The sequence below is a fragment of the Nocardia sp. NBC_01730 genome, from assembly GCF_035920445.1.
GTDB lineage: Bacteria > Actinomycetota > Actinomycetes > Mycobacteriales > Mycobacteriaceae > Nocardia.
On record NZ_CP109162.1, the window covers coordinates 1,768,780 to 1,785,358 of the forward strand.

Here is a 16,579-nt window from a genome sequence, read left to right on the forward strand (position 1 = left end):
GGGCCATTCTCGGTGCACCGGCAGTGATTGCGACGTCCTGCGCGGCCGCACCGCCCACGTCGAGGACGGCAACGCGACCGCGACCTGCCGGGCCGTCTCGAGACCGATTCCGCGAGTTCCGCCGGTGACGACGACCGTGCGCCCGGCGAGATCTCCGTGCATACGAAAACTCCTGATGACGAATTTGTCAGATGTGACCCCAGCATCATATGGATGATGGGTGACTATCTCGTCATACTTGATCAGATTCATCAGAATTAAGAAGGGAATGCGAGATGGCCGACGGCCTGCTGAGCGAACCTCTGAAGATCGGCCCGGCGCACAGGTTGTCGACGGCTGCGTTCATTCCCGACAGCAGGTCGTAGACCTCGCCGAGTCGCTCGGGGCGGGAGCGGGCCGGTGACCGCGCGGCGGTCGCCGGTGGCGCGTTCGCGCACGATCTGGCCTGCGCGTTCCAGGCGGACCGGGATTTCGATGAGCGTCGCGGGATGGCGACCGGCCTGCTTCGCCAAGGCGCTGGGGCTCAGCGGGCCATGGCTGTTGATCAGGTCCAGGCAGTCGAAGTCGATGTCCTTGAGGTCGAGGTGGGTGCCGACCTGCCGGTTGAGCAACGCCAATTGGCTGCGCACATCGCGCAGCGAGTCCTTGACGCGGATGGCCAGGCGTCGACGGTGACGAGCATCACCTACATTTTCTACGACACTCATATCATCTCTAAGTCATATTAAATAATATGACTTTCATATCTTACGACATTCGGTAGGTTCGCATCGGCGGCCCACCGGGGAAGAAGGGAAGGTCGACCATGTTCGTCATCATCGGAGCCACCGGAACGATCGGCCGGGAAGTGGTCACGCAGCTACGGGGGACCGGTGCGGCCGTCACCGCTGTGACCCGGGACCCCGGACAGGCACAGATGCCGACGGGAACCGTTGTGGTAGGGGCCGATCCCTCGGTACCGAGCATTCCCACCGAGACCTGGGACGGCGTCGAGGGGGTGCTGCTGAGCTCCCGCGCCGTGACCACCTCGGCACCGGAAATCCTCTCCACCGCAGCCGATCACGGAGCGCGCCGAGTGGTCGTGATCTCGGCGTCGACGGTCGAGTACCCCGCCGGGGAGCTGCGGTTCATGGCCGGATTCCGGGCACTGGAGGCCGCGGCCGAGGCATCGGGGCTGGCGTGGACATCCATGCGCTGCGCGGACTTCGACGCCAACACGTTGGCCTGGGTACCGCAATTGCGAGCCGGGGACGTGGTGCGCGGCGCGTACGGCAAGGCGGCCACCTCGCCGATTCACCAGAGCGATATCGCCGCCGTCGCGGTCCGCGGGCTGACCGAGGACGGCCACGACGGCCGCCACTACCTGCTGACCGGCCCGGAGTCGCTGACCCAGTACGACAAGGTCCGCATCCTGGGCGAGATCACCGGCCGCGACCTGTCGTTCCTCGAACTCACCCCCGAACAGGTGCACGCCGCAATGACGGCGCAGGGCCTGCCCGACGAGGTCCCGGCCCGGCTGCTCGGCTCACTGTCCGATTACGCCCGCGTCCCGGGTCCCACCACCGGCACCGTCGCCGAGCTACTCGACCGCCCCGCCCTCGATTTCGCCACCTGGGCCGCCGAACACACCGCCGCCTTCACGCGCTGAAAGGGTCGCTCATGTCCATCGATTTCACCATCATGTACGCCACCCACGACGCCTTCCGCCGTGACCTGACCCGCCTCGCCGCCGCCGCGGCAGCCGGCACCGCCGCCGACTTCGTCCCAATCCAACTGTGACGCAACAGAATCCGCTATTCGGCGACACCTTAGCGTCGGCAGCATGGTTGGCGGAGATCGCTGCGCACCGGGGGGACACGAACCGTGCCGGCCGGTGGCGGATGGGACAGACCCACACCGCTCTTGTTGCCTACCAACCACCACTCGTCACCGACCGGCGTCGGTGACCCGATCGAATTCTCGGTCGACCACCCCTGACGCGTGCCAGGCAACAGTAGGCAAACCAGTCTGAGCGCGAAACCACTTTGCGTCTGGGGCCGGCTTCAGGATTGGTTAGCCGGAACGTGTTCCGGACTATGCCGCCACGCCGGGACCTGTAGGTAGGTCGCTGCTCGCAGCAGCCACTCCACCGGCCCGTACCGGAACCGCCCCAACCACCAGGCGCTGAGCGTGAGCTGCACGGCGTAGGTGAGTAGCGCGATGCCCAGGACAACGGCGGGCGGGACCGCATCGGCCAGGGCGAACCCATACCCGGTGTAGACAACCATCAGCACGATCGACTGCCCGATGTAGTTGGAGGCCGCCATCCGTCCTGCCGGTGCGAGCCGACCGATCGCCCGCGCCGTGCGCGCCGACCGGGTCAGGCAGAGAATGCCCGCGATGTAGGCGAAAGTCATGAGCGGATCGACCAACTCCTGCACTCCGACCCAGAATGTAGGCGGCCGAATCCAATTCAGCGCGCCTGCGAAGGTCATGGCCGACACCGGAAGGCCGATCGCCATGCCGCCCGCTAATGCTCGCGGCGCCCAGCGGGCCACCGTCTCCCGGTCGGTGAACAGCTCCCGCTTGCCCGCCGCCATACCGATCAGAAACATGCCGAGGCTGGTCACGCCCTGGGTGAGCCAGATGAGGGCGATGAACGCGGGCGCCAGCCATATCTGGTTGGCAAAAGCATCCGCGGCGTTGCCCGTGTACCCGTCGTGTATCCGGTGGATGCCGAAGAAGGTCACCAGCCCGGAAATCGTGCCGCCGCCACCCGGCAGGAACGCCCAGGCGCACCAGCCCGAGTACAGCACGGCCCCGGCGATGACCGCAGTGCGCGGCTTAAGGTCCTTCAGGGCGATCAGAGTCAGGCACAGGTACGCGTACAGGGTGAGGATGTCACCGATCCACAGGAAGAATACGTGTGCGAGCCCGACGACCAGCAACGCCGCGCAGCGCCGCAACAGGCGTGCGTTCGCCGAGACCCCGGCTCGCTGCGCCGCCGCGATCTGCAGCGTGAACGAGTAGCCGAACAGGAAGGCGAAGAGCAGGTAGAACCGACCGGCGAACAGCGCGTCCACCAGTCCGCGCAGCGCCTCGTCGACCGGCCCCCCGAATCGCGGCCGCGGATCGTCGTCGGTGCCGGTGAACGACCACAGCGTGGTCGCGACCGTGACGTTGGTGATGAGGATGCCGAACAGCCCGAACCCGCGCAGGATGTCTACTTCCGCGATCCTCCGCGCCGACGCGGTCGCGGGAAGCACGGATTCCATCGGCCCGGTCATGGTTTGGAAGTAGGCGAACGCGCTGGAACGATGTGTGCGTCGTCGGACCGGTTCCCGCTTCGCCGATCGTAGCCCTCCGGGCCCGACCCGCAGCATAATGACAATTGCCGTCGCTGCGCGACCTCCGGAAGGATCTGACGTTCGGCGAGGAAGCCCGGCTTCCCCTCAGTGGAGTCGGAAAGTGCGGCGATGGCCGATTCCCCGGTGCGCAAATGCAACTCAGCGCACCCGCGCCGCCCGCGGACGACCGGCTGCGCCTGCTTCTCGCCCAGCCGCGCCGCCGCGTCGGGCAGCGACCTACCCGGCATCTCGGTCACCGTGCCCGGACTCAGTCGGGTCGCGACGATCTGGTCGAAGCTCGGCCTGCGGCACGATCATCGACTTCAGGTCCGGCAGGTTGCCGATCCGCTGGGTCGTGGGCCGTCCCGGCGCGTCGGTCTGGGGTGAGCCGGTCTCCCGCAGTCGAGCTCGCACCGCCGCAGGTGTCTTGCGTCCGGCCGCGGCCCCGGTCATGCCCTGGTAGCTCGCGACGGCGCCAACCACGATCGGCGACGCGCTCGAGGTGCCGCTGAACACGTCTGTGTACCACAGGTCCTCGTCGGAACCACCTTGCAGATCGCCATACCCAGTGGTGGTGACCTCCAGCCCCCAGCCCTGCACATCGACACGCTGTCCGTAATTGGAGAACGCGAGCCGGGAACGGGCGGGGCCGTGATCGTTCCCGTGGAACCCGGGCGGTGGTGCGCCCGCGCCGACGATGATCGCCCCGGAATCGGCCGCACCGCCCCGGAACGGGTTGCGCCATGTCTCCGGGAACTCCGCGGGGCGCGTGTCATATAGTGCGGCGTCGAGGTCTTCCCCGCCGTTGCCGCCGGCCTCCACCACGATTACGCCCTTGCCGATCGCATAGCGGATAGCCGCCCAGTCGTCGGGCCACCATTCAATCGCGATGTAGCCGCGCTGGTCCGGCCTGCCCGCGTAGTCGAATCGCGGTCCGGGACGGTGCAATTCGAGCAGGATCACGTCGCCGGCGCCCACCGCGTCCGCCGCTGAACGGATCGTCGCCGCCGACCCCGACCCGAAGACCGATACCGCCCTGATATACGCCTCTGGTGTGATGCCGGTGATCCCGTAGGGGTTCACGTCACCACTGATCTCGCCTGCGACGGCGGTGCCGTGGTCACGCCAGCCCTGATCCGGTGACGGATTGCCTCCGATCACCCCGCCCTGATTGTTGTGCAGGTCTTCGTGGGTGAACCGCCACGCACCCTCGACATCTACCACGCGCACGCCTTCGCCGCGCCCACCGGGAACCGTCCAGGCCCATCGTGCGTCGATCCCCTGCGGGGCGGCGTCCAGATACCCTTGGCGCTCTTCGATATTCGGAGTCACAGGCGGTGCGTCAGCGGCAGGCGCCGCGACGCGCACGACACCTCCCGGCGCGATCGGCGGTTCAGCGGGCGGCTTCACATAGGCCGCCTCCACGGCGTCGTCCGCACGCAATCGCTCGACGACGCTGTCGAGATCATCGGTGACGCCGCGGACGAAGAAGTAGTTCAGGTACTCCGCGCCGGCATCCGCGTGCGAGGTGCCAGCGAGCCTGCTCTGCAACCGGTTGGCCGGTCCGAAGATTCGAACCAAGTCGGCGCCCGCCGGAAGCAAATCGTCGACTCGCGACTGTCCGTCGCGGTTCTCGCTGAGGGCAGTCGGTGTGATCGCGGAATCGGTGCCGTGGGTGACCACGATCAGCTCGGCGGGCGATCGGAACTCTCGATGCTGGGCTGCCATGGTGAACAGTCAACCTGGTGTGCGGGCCCGTCGCCACCGCAATCGTTGGCGCGGTTACGGATTCAACCGTGTGTTCGGAGCGAGCGCGGGAAACGCGACCGCGCCGTGGCGGACGACTGCGACGCCGAGCACCTCCGTCGACCCGATCGCGATCAAGCACAGCCCAATCACCCAGCCGAGCGCGTCCAGCGAGTCGGATGGCAGGACGCCGATGGTCACACCCAGCGCCATGGTGGCGAGGCCGACCACCTCCTGTCGTCCCCCGCCGCGCAGGTCCTCGACCCACACCGCCACAGTGGCATGGCAGGTGCCGCGAATCGCCCACGCCGAACCGATCCACAACGACAGCAGCTGCGTCGAGTTGCCGCCCGCGAAGCACAGCGCGGCCAGCGCGGCCGACAGCACGCCGCTGACGAACACCAGCACGCGCAGCGCTGTGGCGAAGCGAGCGCCGAATGTCACAATCAGTTGGAGCACTCCGTGGAGCAGCAGATAAGCGCCGCACAACATTTCCGCCGTCGGCAGCGACTTGTGTGGCCACACTGCCAAGGCCACACCCATGATCATAGAGCAGGCACCGGCCACCAGTACCATCTGCCGGGCGCCGCCGGCCAGTGGTTCCGTACGCCCTTCGATCTCGGTTTCGGGCATAGCAACATGATATGACGACTTCTGTTCGCAGGATGTTTGCTTGCACTACGCAACGCCGAAGCGAATGCTCGAGATTCGAGTCACCCAGGCCTGCGGGTCGATCAGCGTTCTCTTGGTCTCTCGGCGAAGGACAAGAACACACTGCGGACGGCGATTCCCCCGGCAGTCCGCCACGGGGCCGGAACATGGCCGGAACCACATGCTTCGGCGGGTGCGCCGGTAGCGTTCAGGAGGCGACGGACGCGCACGACTCGCTGTCCGACCGGAATGTCGGTGTAGGACAATACTTCCTGCGCTGGGCCGAATTCGCTCGTGGAGACGAGAGTTTCGGCAGCACGGACCACCACGGAAGGGTCCGGGGTGCCGCTTTCGCTCTGCGCCTGCGGCTTCGTCCGCCCAGCGAGTACTGCGACGATCTGAGCCACCGCGACCGGATCGCGGACAGCATCGTAAATCCATCGCTTGCCGAGGACACCGTGCATCGCGGTCCCCACAAGCTCCTCGTCGGCACCCGCCAGCGGTGACCCGCGATAAGTCAGCGGCCCATGGTAGGTGCGCGCCTGCTCGCCCGCATGGTCGGTGGCCACCATGAATTCGATCCCGACCTCGCCATCGGGATCATCCAGGCGGAACCCACCGGCTTTCCGCAGTTCGCGCTCGCCGTCACCGCGATACCATGCGCGAGTGGGCAACCAAGAACTCAGCAGCGCCAACTTCGTTGGAACCATCGTGGTTCGGTAGAGGACAGGCATACCCGAGCCTCCTCCACGCCGCCGTCACACTGAAGTGTAATCAGGCTTCCGACCAGCCCATCCTTCACGTATCCGCCCTGGTTCAGCCGACCGGTGCCGGACCAGAATCTGTTGGGATCATGTAGCCTTTCGACACTGCGGCATGATTCGTCGGCGGTGGCAGTTCTTCTGCGGGGATCAGCCGCTCGGAACCGGTGCTCGACCTCGAGTCGGGTTGAGATATCAGGATCGTTCCAATGATGAGCATCGAAGCGATTCTGCCGTCGATCGAAGTTCAGCGTCACGAATGCATTTCGCCGGCGGCCGACGAGGACGTGGGCCTGGACAGCGTGTGACTCGGGGATCATCTGGCCACGGGAATGCCCACGTTGGACGGCACGATCGGGCTGGCGACCGCAGCAGCGGTCACTGAAACGGGTGCGGATCGGGTTCGGTGTGTTCGTTCACAGCCCGTCACGCCTCGACGCGGGCACCGAGATCGGTGGCGGGTGGTTTGCGGCGGGCTTCGGCGAGGAGTTCGTCGAGTTGCGCTTCCGCGCGTTCAGCGCGGGCCAGGGTTTGGGCGCGGGCTTCGTCGAGCGCCTCGATACGGTGGGCCGCCTCCGCGCGGAGCTTGTCGACGGCCGCCGCGGCGTCCGAACGGGCGAGCGCGAGGTCGGCGGCGGCGCATCGGCGGGCTTCGGTGAGCTCGGCACGGGTGGCGTCGAGTTCGGCACGGACCCTGCGCCACTCGTCGCGGGCCTCGTTCGCGGCTTCGACTCGTTCAGCAGCGGCATGTTCGGCGCGGTCGGTCGCGCGTTCTGCCTCGGCAGCACGCTGGACAGCGAAGTCACGTTCAGACCTGGCGGCCGAGACCTGTGCGGCCGCTTCGCGCCGCGCGTGCGCGATTTCGGTTTCGACGCGCCGCTCCACACGCTGGACCTGTTCGGCGGCGTCCTGCTTGATGCGTTCGATCTCTTCGGTGGACTCGCGACGGACGGTGCGGATTTCGGCGTCGGCGGCGCCGCGCGCGGCGAACACATCGTCGGCCGCCTGTTTGGTGATGCGTTCGACCTCGCGTAGTGCGTCCTCGCGGGCCGAATTCGCCTCGGCGACCCGCCCTTCCGCCTGTTCGGCGGCGTTTGCCGCGTCGTGGGCCGCGGACTCGGCGAGGGCTCTGGCTTCGTCCGCCTCCCTGCGCGCCTGCTCGGCCGCGACGGAGGCGACCTCTGCCTCGGCGATGCGCCGCGCCGCGTCCGCCTGCACCGCCTGTACCTGGGCCTCGACGATGGACGGGTCGGCCAGTGTGGACAATTCGGCGACGGCAGCGTTCAACGTGGTCGTCAGCTGATCAGCGAGTCCGCGGAACCGGGTGAGCAGTTCATCGGCGCGCAATCGCGCGGCCGGCACCGGCCCTTGCTGCGTCACAGTGACGGAAGCGGCGGGCACCTCCAATTCCTGTTGTTGCCGTTGACGTTCCCGCCAGGCGCGCCATCGCGTGTGATCCGGATGGTCGCAGTACTCCGACGGCCGACCAGGCCCGCCGCCGCGTGTGATGGGACGAGCGCAGCCCGGATAGTTGCATACATTGGACACCTGGAAATCGTAGCGTTTGCTTTGTCGAATATGAATTATTGATATGAAACGAAATACCTTGTGGCTATTCCTGTCTCAATTTATCTGGCCAATATCAGGTTCGCTGAACTGGGGTTTGGCCAGATCTATCGAGAAGGCAAGCGCCATCTGATCTCATCAGATCTGGCTAGTGAGGAACTCGATTGTGGCTGCGAGGGCGGGGAGGATCGGTACAGGATCCTCCGGTAAGCGGGCTGGCTTGTTGAGGGTGTGATCTTTGATCTGCCGCTGGGCGCGATCGCCCGGCACAGGGTCAACCTGGAACGCATCCGGGCGCACTGGCCGGACATGCCGCGGGTGGCCGGGGCGCTATTGGCCAACAGGGTGCGCTCCTACGACCTGATCCGGATGCTCGCCCGGAACACGCACCCCCCGCCGGGGCAGGCGTTCGCCGAGTGCGGCCACATCGCCGAGACCCTGCACCTGCTGGCGATGGTCGACCCGATCGATACGGCTACCGGCGCACCGTACACCGCCGGCTCACCGTCCAGGAGTCCCGCCACCGCTCAGACTGCAAGAATCTTCCACGGGCAGCGCGGCGAACAGCACCACTCCTACCCTGAGGGCCAGGAGGACGCGCTCGGTCTGGTCTCAACGCCGTGGTGCTGTGGAACACCGGCTACATAGACGCCGCCGTCGACCGGCTGCGCACCGACAGGAACCCGGTCCGCAATGAGGACGTTGCCCGGCTGTCCCCGCTGAGCGCACACCCACATCAACATCCTCGGCCGCTATGCCTTCAGCCCGCGTACCGACCGGGCGCTACGCCCACTGCGTGACCCGGACACCGTCGACGAGTAGCCGACGACGCCCGGTCGCCGCCTGGACCGTTGCCGGCCGGTCGGCGCTCAACGCGGAGGAGCTTAGCTCGGCGGGGCGTCCTTGACGAAGATGATCCCGTCGGCGCCGGCCACGTGGGCCGGGTCCAGCGGGGAGTAGCCGAACCAAGGGGACACGCGGGGAGCGGGCGTCACGTCGCGGAGGATAGCGGCCAGTCGGCGGGCGTCGACGACGTATCGGTACTCCGGGAGCGCGTACAGGAGTCCTTCGACGGTGTCCGGGGGTGGGATCTCCACACCGTGGTGGCGGATCGTGCCGAGGGCCGTGGCGATGAAGGCGTACTCCTCGCCCAGCCTGGGGGCTGACGATCGCCCCGGCGCTCCACCATTCCACCGGCAGGTCGCCCATCTGCAGGGAAGCAGGTCGGCGTCGACCCAGGCGGTGAGGTAAGTGTGGAGTGCGGCCAGGGACTCCCGGGGGCTCGCGGCGCCGGTGATCTCCAGCGGGCCGTCGAAACCGGCGAAGCGCATTTGCTGTGACACGGGCCGGCCGTGGTTGTACGCGCGCATCCAACGCACGAGCTCGCGGTTGGCCGCGAAGGCGCCCCACTCATGGCTGAAGCCGCGCTCCATGACGTCGTCGAGATCGCCCGTGCCCGAGGTGACATAGTCGTCCACGACCAGGCCCATCATGCAGTCGCTCTCGATCGCGATGGTCCGGTAGCCCTCCTGCTCGACGAGTTGCCGGAACAGATCGTTTCGCAGCTCGAGCAGAACATCCTCGCCGTGGGTGGGCTCACCCAGGGCGAGCAGCCGCGGCCTTGCCGGGAGCAACCCCATGACGGTCGCAGCGTCGACGACATGTGCGGCGTCTTTGATAGAAGCAGTCATTCCCTCAACGGTATCGTTGAACCATCAATTGAAACTTATGCGCGATATCCTCAGGACAGTGAGGAGAAACATTCAAGATAGTGGACTGCTCAGGCCGATCGACCCGGCGCGTGGGCACGGCCTGTCCACGCAGGAGGCGGCCGGGATCTGGATGGTAGGAATGGGAGCGTGCCGATTCTTCCGAAAGAGCGTGATCCTCGGCTGATCACCATCCGTCGCGGGGGCACTCTGACGGATGAGCACCACCGACTGTTGGCTGACTGGGCCCTCTTGTGCGCCGAGCACGTGCTGCATCTGTTCGAGCATCATCAACCAGGTGACAGCCGGCCCCGCGACGCTATGGATATCGGTCGAGCCTGGATCCGCGGTGAGGTGCGTATGGGTGACGCACACCGAGCCGCTTTCCAGGCGAATGCCGCGGCGCGCGGGATGCCCGATCCAGCGAAGTTCGCCGCACTGTCGGCGGGCCAGGCGGTTGCGGTGGCTCACGTCGCCGCCCATGAGCTGGGCGCTGCGGCGTACGCCATCAGGGCAGCCGGCGCATGCGTCGCAGCCGACGACGCTGCGCAAGCTCAGGCCAAGGAACGGGAGTGGCAGCGGCTGCACCTCCCTGCCGCTATCCATGAACTCGTTCTCGACGATCAACAACGTCGGAGCGCCATCTGCTGGCACGTCTTCGACTGAGCTGAAGCCTGTCATTTATCCGCTTCTGCGGGAGATCACGATCGACTACGAGACCCACATGACCACCGTCCGAGCGGAGGCCGCCGCAGCCCTGTCGCGAGACGAAGCCGCATAAAGGAACCCTCCACACTTCGAGGGGATTGACAGTAGCGCGCTTTCTTCGCGACGACGTTGTCCATCGCCTGGTTGATCTGTTCGGGGCGGATCAGTTCGATCGGCGAGGCAGACCAGGCCGAATCCGACGAGTTGGGCGTTGACGCCGAGCCTGACCGCGAGGATAGGGTTCGAGCTACGAGCGGCGTATTCGACGGCGATGCGCTGAGATCCGCTGAACTGCAGCGCCCACAGGCTGGTCGCCACCATCAGCGCGGACGATCATGACGCCGGTGTCGTGGGCCTCGTCGATGGCGGTGCCGGTCACCAGCACGACCTGGCCGAGGGTGATGATGAAGAACAACCCCATGCGTTCGAGCATGTGATCGGCGTCGAACGCCAACTGCTCCGAATCCAGCGAGCGCCCGGGTACCAGGTGCGCCGTCCATGTTCCGGCGGTCTCGAGCAGCGCGGCGGCGGCCCACCACAGCAGCCGCGTGTCGGGTAGAGCGAGGTCTACGACACCCCCGACAATCGTGACAACCTCGCCCTCTACACATTCCTCGACCACCGCGCGCGGACCTTCTTCAGCGACTGGCACACCATGGCCGACATCTGCGTATCGGTCCTGCGCACCAACGCCGGCCGCGACCCACTCAACAAGGGCATCCACGACCTGGTCGGCGAACTATCCACCCGCTCAGAGGAATTCCGCCATCGCTGGGCCGCCCACAACGTACGCCACCACGGCACCAAACACTTCCACCACCGCCTTGTCGGAGACATCACCCTCGCCTACGAGGGCATGCAACTCGTCGCCGACCCCAACCTCACTTTCACCGTCTACACCGCCGAACCCGACTCCCCCTCCCACGACGCCCTCCGACTGCTCGCCACGCTCACCTGCGCATCCGATTCCGACACCCACCCTCGCGAAGGGCTCGTCTCCGAGATCACCACTCCCACCGTGCCGATCGCTGACCAGCCCCTGGCCAACGCGGGATGTCGAAGCAGCGCCTTAGCCGATCCGAAGCTGTGCCGTCCCGTCGACAGATTCGCCACCAACCGATTGAACGTTGCCTTCGACGGCGGTTGCGCCGTAGCGGCCTCCCGAGATCTTCGCGACGCGGCGGCGTAGCCGTTCCCGGGTGCCAGTCGAACGTTTTGTCTCCCCCGCCAGGGTGGGCCGGAAGGAACAAACCTCCGTTCTGACCGCCGATAAGTGAACATTATCGGCGGTCAGAATTGGACAGACCCTCGAAACCTTCAACATCTTTTTCGTTTGCGTTTGATTGAAGCAAACGAAACAAAACTGCTACGGAACCGCTTGAAAACTAGAGCCCCCTGGACGCCCGTACCAGAGTGGAGGATCCCGCCGGATTTGTCGGCCGAAGTCTGCCGGCGCGCCGTGTCCCGGCTCAGTGAGACATCGGTGGACCGCTCTGGTCGCGACCGATACCGCACCGTTGGCCAGTCGCCGGAATCTGTTGGCGGAGTTGAAGTCCGACCCGGGCTAGGTCAGCTCGGAGACTCTGTTGCGGGAGGTGGGACAAGCTGTCGGCGGTTCGGGCGCTGCGGCTGCCGCCGGATCTGTTCGCCGATGCCGATGAGAAGCTGGTCGACGATCACCGACGCTCTGGTGGATCTGCTGATCGAATTACCAGGCTTCGACGAACTCGACCGAACGGGTCCGAGGGGTCCCTGGTCGGCTGCGCGGACAGGCTGGGTGCCTGCCCGCGCGACCTCCGGGGGATCAGCCCGCGGACACCGCGGACCCGCTCCGGCCGATCATGCCGAGCAGAAGATTCGCGGCCCGCTCCGCCCCGTCGGTGCGGACCGTCGCGGCCACGGCGGCCGCGCGGGCGCCGGTCTCGGGGGTCAGGGCGATCTCGAGTGCGGACGACAGGGACTCGGCGGTCGGCGTCGGACCGTCGTGTCCAGTGCCGATTCCCAGCTCGGCTACTCGGCTGGCCCAGTAGGGCTGGTCCGCCACCTGCGGCACGATCACCTGGGGCGCGCCGGCCCGGGCGGCCGTCGTGGTCGTGCCCGCACCGCCGTGGTGCACGGCGGCGGCCACCCGGCGGAACAGTGCCTGCTGGTTGACCTCGCCGACGACGAAGCAGTCGTCCCGGTCGTCGATCAGGGCAAGGTCGGCCCAGCCGCTCCCGAGCAGGACGCGGCGGCCCTGTCCGCGGACCGCCTCGATGACCGCCTGGGTGACCTCCTCCGCCTCGCGCAGGGGCATGCTGCCGAAGCCCACGTACACGGGCGGGGGGCCGGCGTCCAGGTACGCCTCCAGACCGGCCGAGAGCGGGCGCTCGTCCGGCCGGATCCACGCGCCGGTCTGCGCCACGTCGAGGTCCGCGGGCTGCGGCCACGGTCCCAGGACCGGGTCCGCCGCCAGGAACAGGAGGGCGGTGTGGACGTGGTCGCGGATGTTGTCGGTCCGAGGCAGGCCGATCGAAACCCGATGGGTGTTGATCGTCTCGCCGAACAGCGTGTTCAGGTGCTCGGCGTTGGCGTCCCACAGCACCCGGTTGTCGGTCTCGTCCGCGGGAAGAACCTGGCCCGGCCAGGCGACCGGCCGGTGGTGCGGCGACGGCAGGTAGCACGGGGAGAAGGACGTGAACACATAGGGGATGCCCAGCTTCTCGGCCGCCGCCTGCGCACCGGCCACGGCCGGAAGCGAGCCGGTGGCCACCACCGCGTCACAGCCAACGGCCACTGCGGCGACCGCCTCGTAGGCCATGGCGGTCAGCTCGGCTGCGATCTCGGGAAGGGTCTTCGGTGCTTTGCCGGTGACCGCCCGCGTCGCCAGCGCGCGTATCGGCCAACCGACGGGCGTCAGCGGAACGCCGACGCCGCCCAGTAGTTCCGCGAAGTCCGGTGGCGCGCACACCCGCACCTCGGCGCCGAGAGCTTGCAGTTGCCGCGCCAGCCCCGTCATCGGCTCGACGTCCCCGCGCGACCCGTAGGTCACCAACACAACGCGCATTCCGGCGACTCCCTCTTTCGTACGTTCCGGCGTCGAGGGGTGATTGTGCGGCACAACCGGGGCCTTGCGGCAAGACCCCCTATGCGCTATATGCTCAAAGTGGCAAGGAGCGGATACCCCTCCTTGCCTTTGTTTTATCACCTCGCTGCCCAGTAGACAGCCCCCTCCCGCCTGGGGGGGACGACCCTGATGCCCACTGTCCAGCATTTCACCATGATCGTGCGGCGGCCCATGGATAACTCGAATCGCCCCAGCTCAGGGCGAGTTGGCGAAAGAAACTGAATTTCTCGCTCTCCGGCGGTGCCCGAGTCGTGCTGCGTCAGGGCCGTCGGTTACGAATCGCGGGAGGCCCGAAGTCCGCGGTCGACGAAGTCGATCATCCAGTCGAAGCTGACGTCCGGGTCGCCGGTCCATTGGAACCCGTTGGATGCTTGCAGGGATGCGAACCCGTGGAATGTGCTGCGCAGACTGCGCAGCGCGTGATCCATTTCGTCATCGGGGATGTTGTAGCCGCGTAGTACTGCCGTCATCGAATCCAACAGCCGGGTACTGAGCTCCAGTAGCGGATCGTCGGGGCCGGTGAATTCGGCGCCGATGGTAGCGGAGTACCGGCCGGGATGCGCGACCACGTAGGCGCGGAAAGCGCGCGCGAAGGCCGCCAGAGCGTGCGCGCCGGATAGTCCGTGCATGGCGTCACGGATCTCGCGGTCGAGCTCGGTCACGGCCAGCACCGCGATGCCCCGCTGTAGGTCGGCCAGGTTCGCAACATGCTTATAGAGGGAAGGGGTTCGGACGCCGAGCCTTTCGGCCAGCAATCCCATGGCCAGATTGCCGTAGCCGAGGTCGTCGGCGAGCTCGGCGCCCGCCCGAACGACGTCAGTCGTGCTGAGTCCGACTCTAGGCACGGGCATGCTCCTCGAGGAACGATAGGGCGAGCTCGGCGACCCGGTCGGACGAATCCGCGTGCGGGTAGTGCCCGGACCCCTCGGACAGCTCGACCCGGCCCATGCCTGCGGGCATCAGCGCCACGATGGCATCACCTTCGGCCTGGGGGTTGGCGAAGTCGGGATCTTCGGTGCCCATGATGATCAGCGCGGGGCTGCCGATGTTCGGCAGCTGCGCTTCGGCGTCGGCCGGTGTGGACTTGCCGGTTTTCAGGAACTCGGCGAACCGCCCGGGTTCGCGCAGCTTCGCCGATAGCTCGGCCATGTACTGGTCGTAGTCGGCGGGCTTGACCGGATAGGCGACATTCAGGTAGCTCATCCACTGGCCGAGGCTCTTGAAGATCATCGCCGCCATCAGGTGCGTCATGCCCTTGCGGTAGCGCGAGATGGTGAATACGGCGCCCGCGGCGAACTTCTGGGTCTTGGTGAACGGGTTGAGTTCGATGATCCCGCTGACGAGTTCGGGCGCTTGGGCCGCGGCGATGGTTGCTGCGCCGCCGGAGAGGGAGTGGCCGATGATGACGGCGGGACCGCCGAGATGACGTATCAGGGCGAGCAGGTCACCCGCGACGTCGGTGCGAGAGATCGCGTCACCCCCGTCATGAGACCTCCAGTTCATGCTGGACTCCCCATGTCCGCGCAGATCAACTGCTGCCACCCGATATCCCGCCGCGACCAGCTTCGGTGCGAGGAACCGGTAGGCCTGCCGACGGTCACCGATGCCGTGCGAGAGCACGACCAGTGGCCCTGCCCCGTCCACGTCGTAGGCGATCTGTCCACCGTCGATGGTCAGGTACTCGGTCATATCGAACTCCCGAAGAGCTAGTAGCTAATCCTAATAGCCACAAAGCTAATTTGATTAGCCTCAAGTGTCAATAGATCGCGGAGACCCGATTCCGGCGAGGATGACACGCAGCCCGTGGTCGAACTTCGGGTTCGGCCGCGAAGAGTTCGGTGACCATGCCGGCGGCCAGTGGGTAGCGTCGGGAATCGACGGCCGCGCCGATATGGTCCGCGTCGTAGGGGTTCCCCTCGGCGTACTCCGCGCCGGAGTGGGCTTGTTCCTCGATGACGAAGCCGACGGTGGCGGAGACGAAGACGGTTCTGGCCATGACGTCGAGCAGTTCTCGCTTGTTCTTCACGTGCCACCCGCCACCTCTACACGCTCGCCGTTCTGCAACCGGTGATCGAACGCGAACTCGACCAGCGTGCAACAGAACTCGGCGCTCCTGTGCACTGGGCCGCGCCGGTTGTCGGCTTCCACCCGGACACGGCGGGCATCGAGATAGATCGGCGCGGCATCCTGACCACAGCAAGCGTCGGTGGCGCACCGGAGGGGCAGCCACCTCCGACGCAACATTCCGTCCACCTCGGCAATGGAACTTTCATCCAAAGCCGACGTCGGGCCCGACAGTCCCACACCGGGAAACGCTGTTCCGGAAACTGCTTTTCCACCGCCCGATCACTATGCTGCGTTCTCGTGACATCCTTCGCCGCAGGTCGAACGATCGTTATCCGAGACATGATCTACGGCAGATCGTTCACCGAGTGGCCGCAACGGGTGATCGAGGACCGCGGCAACGAGCTCCGCGTGCTCCTCATACCGGGGACAAAGGGTCTCGGCCCGGCGTTATGGATCAAGTCGATGCGCGAGAACGACCCCGCGGCTCGCGGCGAACTACTGCAGGCCTATGCCCGCCGGGAATGGGAGATGGCGCCCTGGACCTGGCAGCGCAACACCCGGCTGGCCATCATGTACACCGACCGCTACTTCGCCATCGCGCCGATGTGGAACGAGCGCGGAGAATTCCGCTGCTGGTACGTCAATTTCCAACTCCCCTTCACCCGAACCGCCGATGGCGTCGACACCAGCGATCTGCACCTCGATCTCATCGTCGACCCGGACCTGAACTGCCACTGGAAAGATGAGGACGAGTACGTCCTCGCCATCCGCCTCGGACTGGTGCCGATCGAATGGCAGCATGCCATCGATGCGGCTCGCGGTCAGGCGCTGGCGATGGTCGAGCGCCGCGATGGCCCGTTCAGCGAAGACTGGCGCTCGATACCGTTGTAGTGCCAGAGGATTCGCCACGGGATCGCGGGCGCCGATACCGTGGCGCAG

At 66.5% G+C, this 16,579-nt stretch carries 17 protein-coding genes and 1 pseudogene; 6 read left to right on the forward strand and 12 right to left on the reverse strand.

The features are described from left to right. Positions 1–257: 257 nt before the first annotated feature. Positions 258–707, reverse strand: a complete 450-nt coding sequence (locus tag OHB12_RS07250) for a MarR family transcriptional regulator (RefSeq protein WP_327117349.1) — start codon at positions 705–707, stop codon at positions 258–260. A gap of 98 nt (positions 708–805) precedes the next feature. Here OHB12_RS07250 and OHB12_RS07255 point away from each other — a divergent pair, with 98 nt between their 5' ends. Beyond that, positions 806–1,648 (forward strand): NAD(P)H-binding protein, encoded by an 843-nt coding sequence (locus OHB12_RS07255; RefSeq protein WP_327117350.1) that lies wholly within the window; start codon positions 806–808, stop codon positions 1,646–1,648. A 394-nt stretch (positions 1,649–2,042) separates the two neighbouring features. Here the strand turns inward: OHB12_RS07255 and OHB12_RS07260 are convergent, their stop codons facing one another. From OHB12_RS07260 to OHB12_RS07280, 5 genes are all read right to left on the reverse strand, one after another. After that, complete coding sequence (locus OHB12_RS07260) at positions 2,043–3,254, reverse strand: DUF418 domain-containing protein (protein WP_327117352.1); 1,212 nt, start codon at positions 3,252–3,254, stop codon at positions 2,043–2,045. A gap of 309 nt (positions 3,255–3,563) precedes the next feature. Continuing rightward, positions 3,564–5,054, reverse strand: a complete 1,491-nt coding sequence (locus OHB12_RS07265) for a S8 family peptidase (protein WP_327117354.1) — start codon at positions 5,052–5,054, stop codon at positions 3,564–3,566. Positions 5,055–5,108: 54 nt separating this feature from the next. After that, positions 5,109–5,705 carry an HdeD family acid-resistance protein gene (locus tag OHB12_RS07270; protein ID WP_327117356.1) on the reverse strand — a complete coding sequence of 199 codons (597 nt, stop codon included), beginning with the start codon at positions 5,703–5,705 and terminating at the stop codon, positions 5,109–5,111. Between the two features lie 101 nt (positions 5,706–5,806). Continuing rightward, positions 5,807–6,457 (reverse strand): maltokinase N-terminal cap-like domain-containing protein, encoded by a 651-nt coding sequence (locus tag OHB12_RS07275; protein ID WP_327117358.1) that lies wholly within the window; start codon positions 6,455–6,457, stop codon positions 5,807–5,809. Positions 6,458–6,910: 453 nt separating this feature from the next. Continuing rightward, positions 6,911–7,885 (reverse strand): hypothetical protein, encoded by a 975-nt coding sequence (locus OHB12_RS07280; RefSeq protein ID WP_327117360.1) that lies wholly within the window; start codon positions 7,883–7,885, stop codon positions 6,911–6,913. A gap of 396 nt (positions 7,886–8,281) precedes the next feature. On the opposite strand from OHB12_RS07280, the gene OHB12_RS07285 reads away from it, so the two are divergent. Beyond that, the gene (locus OHB12_RS07285; protein ID WP_327117362.1) at positions 8,282–8,698 is read left to right on the forward strand and encodes a Tn3 family transposase; all 417 of its coding nucleotides are present in this window, start codon (positions 8,282–8,284) and stop codon (positions 8,696–8,698) included. Further along, entirely contained in the window at positions 8,674–8,850 is a 177-nt protein-coding gene (locus tag OHB12_RS36175; RefSeq protein ID WP_442799984.1) for a hypothetical protein, read from the forward strand. Before OHB12_RS07285 ends, OHB12_RS36175 begins: the two co-directional genes overlap by 25 nt. A gap of 84 nt (positions 8,851–8,934) precedes the next feature. On the opposite strand, the gene OHB12_RS07290 is transcribed toward OHB12_RS36175, so the two are convergent. Next, positions 8,935–9,741 (reverse strand): erythromycin esterase family protein, encoded by an 807-nt coding sequence (locus OHB12_RS07290; protein WP_327117364.1) that lies wholly within the window; start codon positions 9,739–9,741, stop codon positions 8,935–8,937. Between the two features lie 168 nt (positions 9,742–9,909). Here OHB12_RS07290 and OHB12_RS07295 point away from each other — a divergent pair, with 168 nt between their 5' ends. Continuing rightward, positions 9,910–10,425: a putative immunity protein gene (locus OHB12_RS07295; RefSeq protein WP_327117366.1), complete on the forward strand. Its 516-nt coding sequence runs from the start codon at positions 9,910–9,912 to the stop codon at positions 10,423–10,425. A 289-nt stretch (positions 10,426–10,714) separates the two neighbouring features. Here OHB12_RS07295 and OHB12_RS07300 read toward each other — a convergent pair whose 3' ends face one another. After that, a complete protein-coding gene (locus OHB12_RS07300) occupies positions 10,715–11,191 on the reverse strand; it encodes a low temperature requirement protein A (protein ID WP_327117368.1) in 477 nt (158 codons plus the stop codon). On the opposite strand from OHB12_RS07300, the pseudogene OHB12_RS07305 reads away from it, so the two are divergent. Beyond that, positions 11,102–11,656 (forward strand): annotated as a pseudogene (locus OHB12_RS07305) (MmyB family transcriptional regulator); the annotation flags it as partial. The gene OHB12_RS07300 and the pseudogene OHB12_RS07305 overlap by 90 nt on opposite strands. Before the next feature lie 615 nt (positions 11,657–12,271). Here OHB12_RS07305 and OHB12_RS07310 read toward each other — a convergent pair. The 4 genes from OHB12_RS07310 to OHB12_RS07325 all read right to left on the reverse strand — a co-directional run bounded on the left by OHB12_RS07310 (position 12,272) and on the right by OHB12_RS07325 (position 15,599). Beyond that, the gene (locus tag OHB12_RS07310) at positions 12,272–13,513 is read right to left on the reverse strand and encodes a glycosyltransferase (RefSeq protein WP_327117370.1); all 1,242 of its coding nucleotides are present in this window, start codon (positions 13,511–13,513) and stop codon (positions 12,272–12,274) included. 332 nt (positions 13,514–13,845) lie between these two features. Continuing rightward, positions 13,846–14,418 carry a TetR/AcrR family transcriptional regulator gene (locus OHB12_RS07315; RefSeq protein WP_327117372.1) on the reverse strand — a complete coding sequence of 191 codons (573 nt, stop codon included), beginning with the start codon at positions 14,416–14,418 and terminating at the stop codon, positions 13,846–13,848. Beyond that, positions 14,411–15,262 carry an alpha/beta fold hydrolase gene (locus tag OHB12_RS07320; RefSeq protein WP_327117374.1) on the reverse strand — a complete coding sequence of 284 codons (852 nt, stop codon included), beginning with the start codon at positions 15,260–15,262 and terminating at the stop codon, positions 14,411–14,413. The genes OHB12_RS07315 and OHB12_RS07320 overlap by 8 nt, the downstream gene beginning before the upstream one ends. Positions 15,263–15,329: 67 nt before the next feature. Then, positions 15,330–15,599, reverse strand: coding sequence for a hypothetical protein (locus tag OHB12_RS07325; RefSeq protein WP_327117375.1), 270 nt, complete (start codon positions 15,597–15,599; stop codon positions 15,330–15,332). A gap of 338 nt (positions 15,600–15,937) precedes the next feature. Here OHB12_RS07325 and OHB12_RS07330 point away from each other — a divergent pair, with 338 nt between their 5' ends. Then, positions 15,938–16,531: a DUF402 domain-containing protein gene (locus tag OHB12_RS07330; RefSeq protein ID WP_327117377.1), complete on the forward strand. Its 594-nt coding sequence runs from the start codon at positions 15,938–15,940 to the stop codon at positions 16,529–16,531. Positions 16,532–16,579: the final 48 nt, after the last annotated feature.

Bases quoted from the DNA above. Each gene is read 5' to 3' on its own strand.
- OHB12_RS07310 (WP_327117370.1), bottom strand. From the start codon at position 13,513: ATGCGCGTTGTGTTGGTGACCTACGGGTCGCGCGGGGACGTCGAGCCG.
- OHB12_RS07265 (WP_327117354.1), bottom strand. From the start codon at position 5,054: ATGGCAGCCCAGCATCGAGAGTTCCGATCGCCCGCCGAGCTGATCGTG.
- OHB12_RS07250 (WP_327117349.1), bottom strand. From the start codon at position 707: ATGAGTGTCGTAGAAAATGTAGGTGATGCTCGTCACCGTCGACGCCTG.
- OHB12_RS07320 (WP_327117374.1), bottom strand. From the start codon at position 15,262: ATGACCGAGTACCTGACCATCGACGGTGGACAGATCGCCTACGACGTG.
- OHB12_RS07260 (WP_327117352.1), bottom strand. From the start codon at position 3,254: ATGGAATCCGTGCTTCCCGCGACCGCGTCGGCGCGGAGGATCGCGGAA.
- OHB12_RS07255 (WP_327117350.1), top strand. From the start codon at position 806: ATGTTCGTCATCATCGGAGCCACCGGAACGATCGGCCGGGAAGTGGTC.
- OHB12_RS07275 (WP_327117358.1), bottom strand. From the start codon at position 6,457: ATGCCTGTCCTCTACCGAACCACGATGGTTCCAACGAAGTTGGCGCTG.
- OHB12_RS07290 (WP_327117364.1), bottom strand. From the start codon at position 9,741: ATGACTGCTTCTATCAAAGACGCCGCACATGTCGTCGACGCTGCGACC.
- OHB12_RS07270 (WP_327117356.1), bottom strand. From the start codon at position 5,705: ATGCCCGAAACCGAGATCGAAGGGCGTACGGAACCACTGGCCGGCGGC.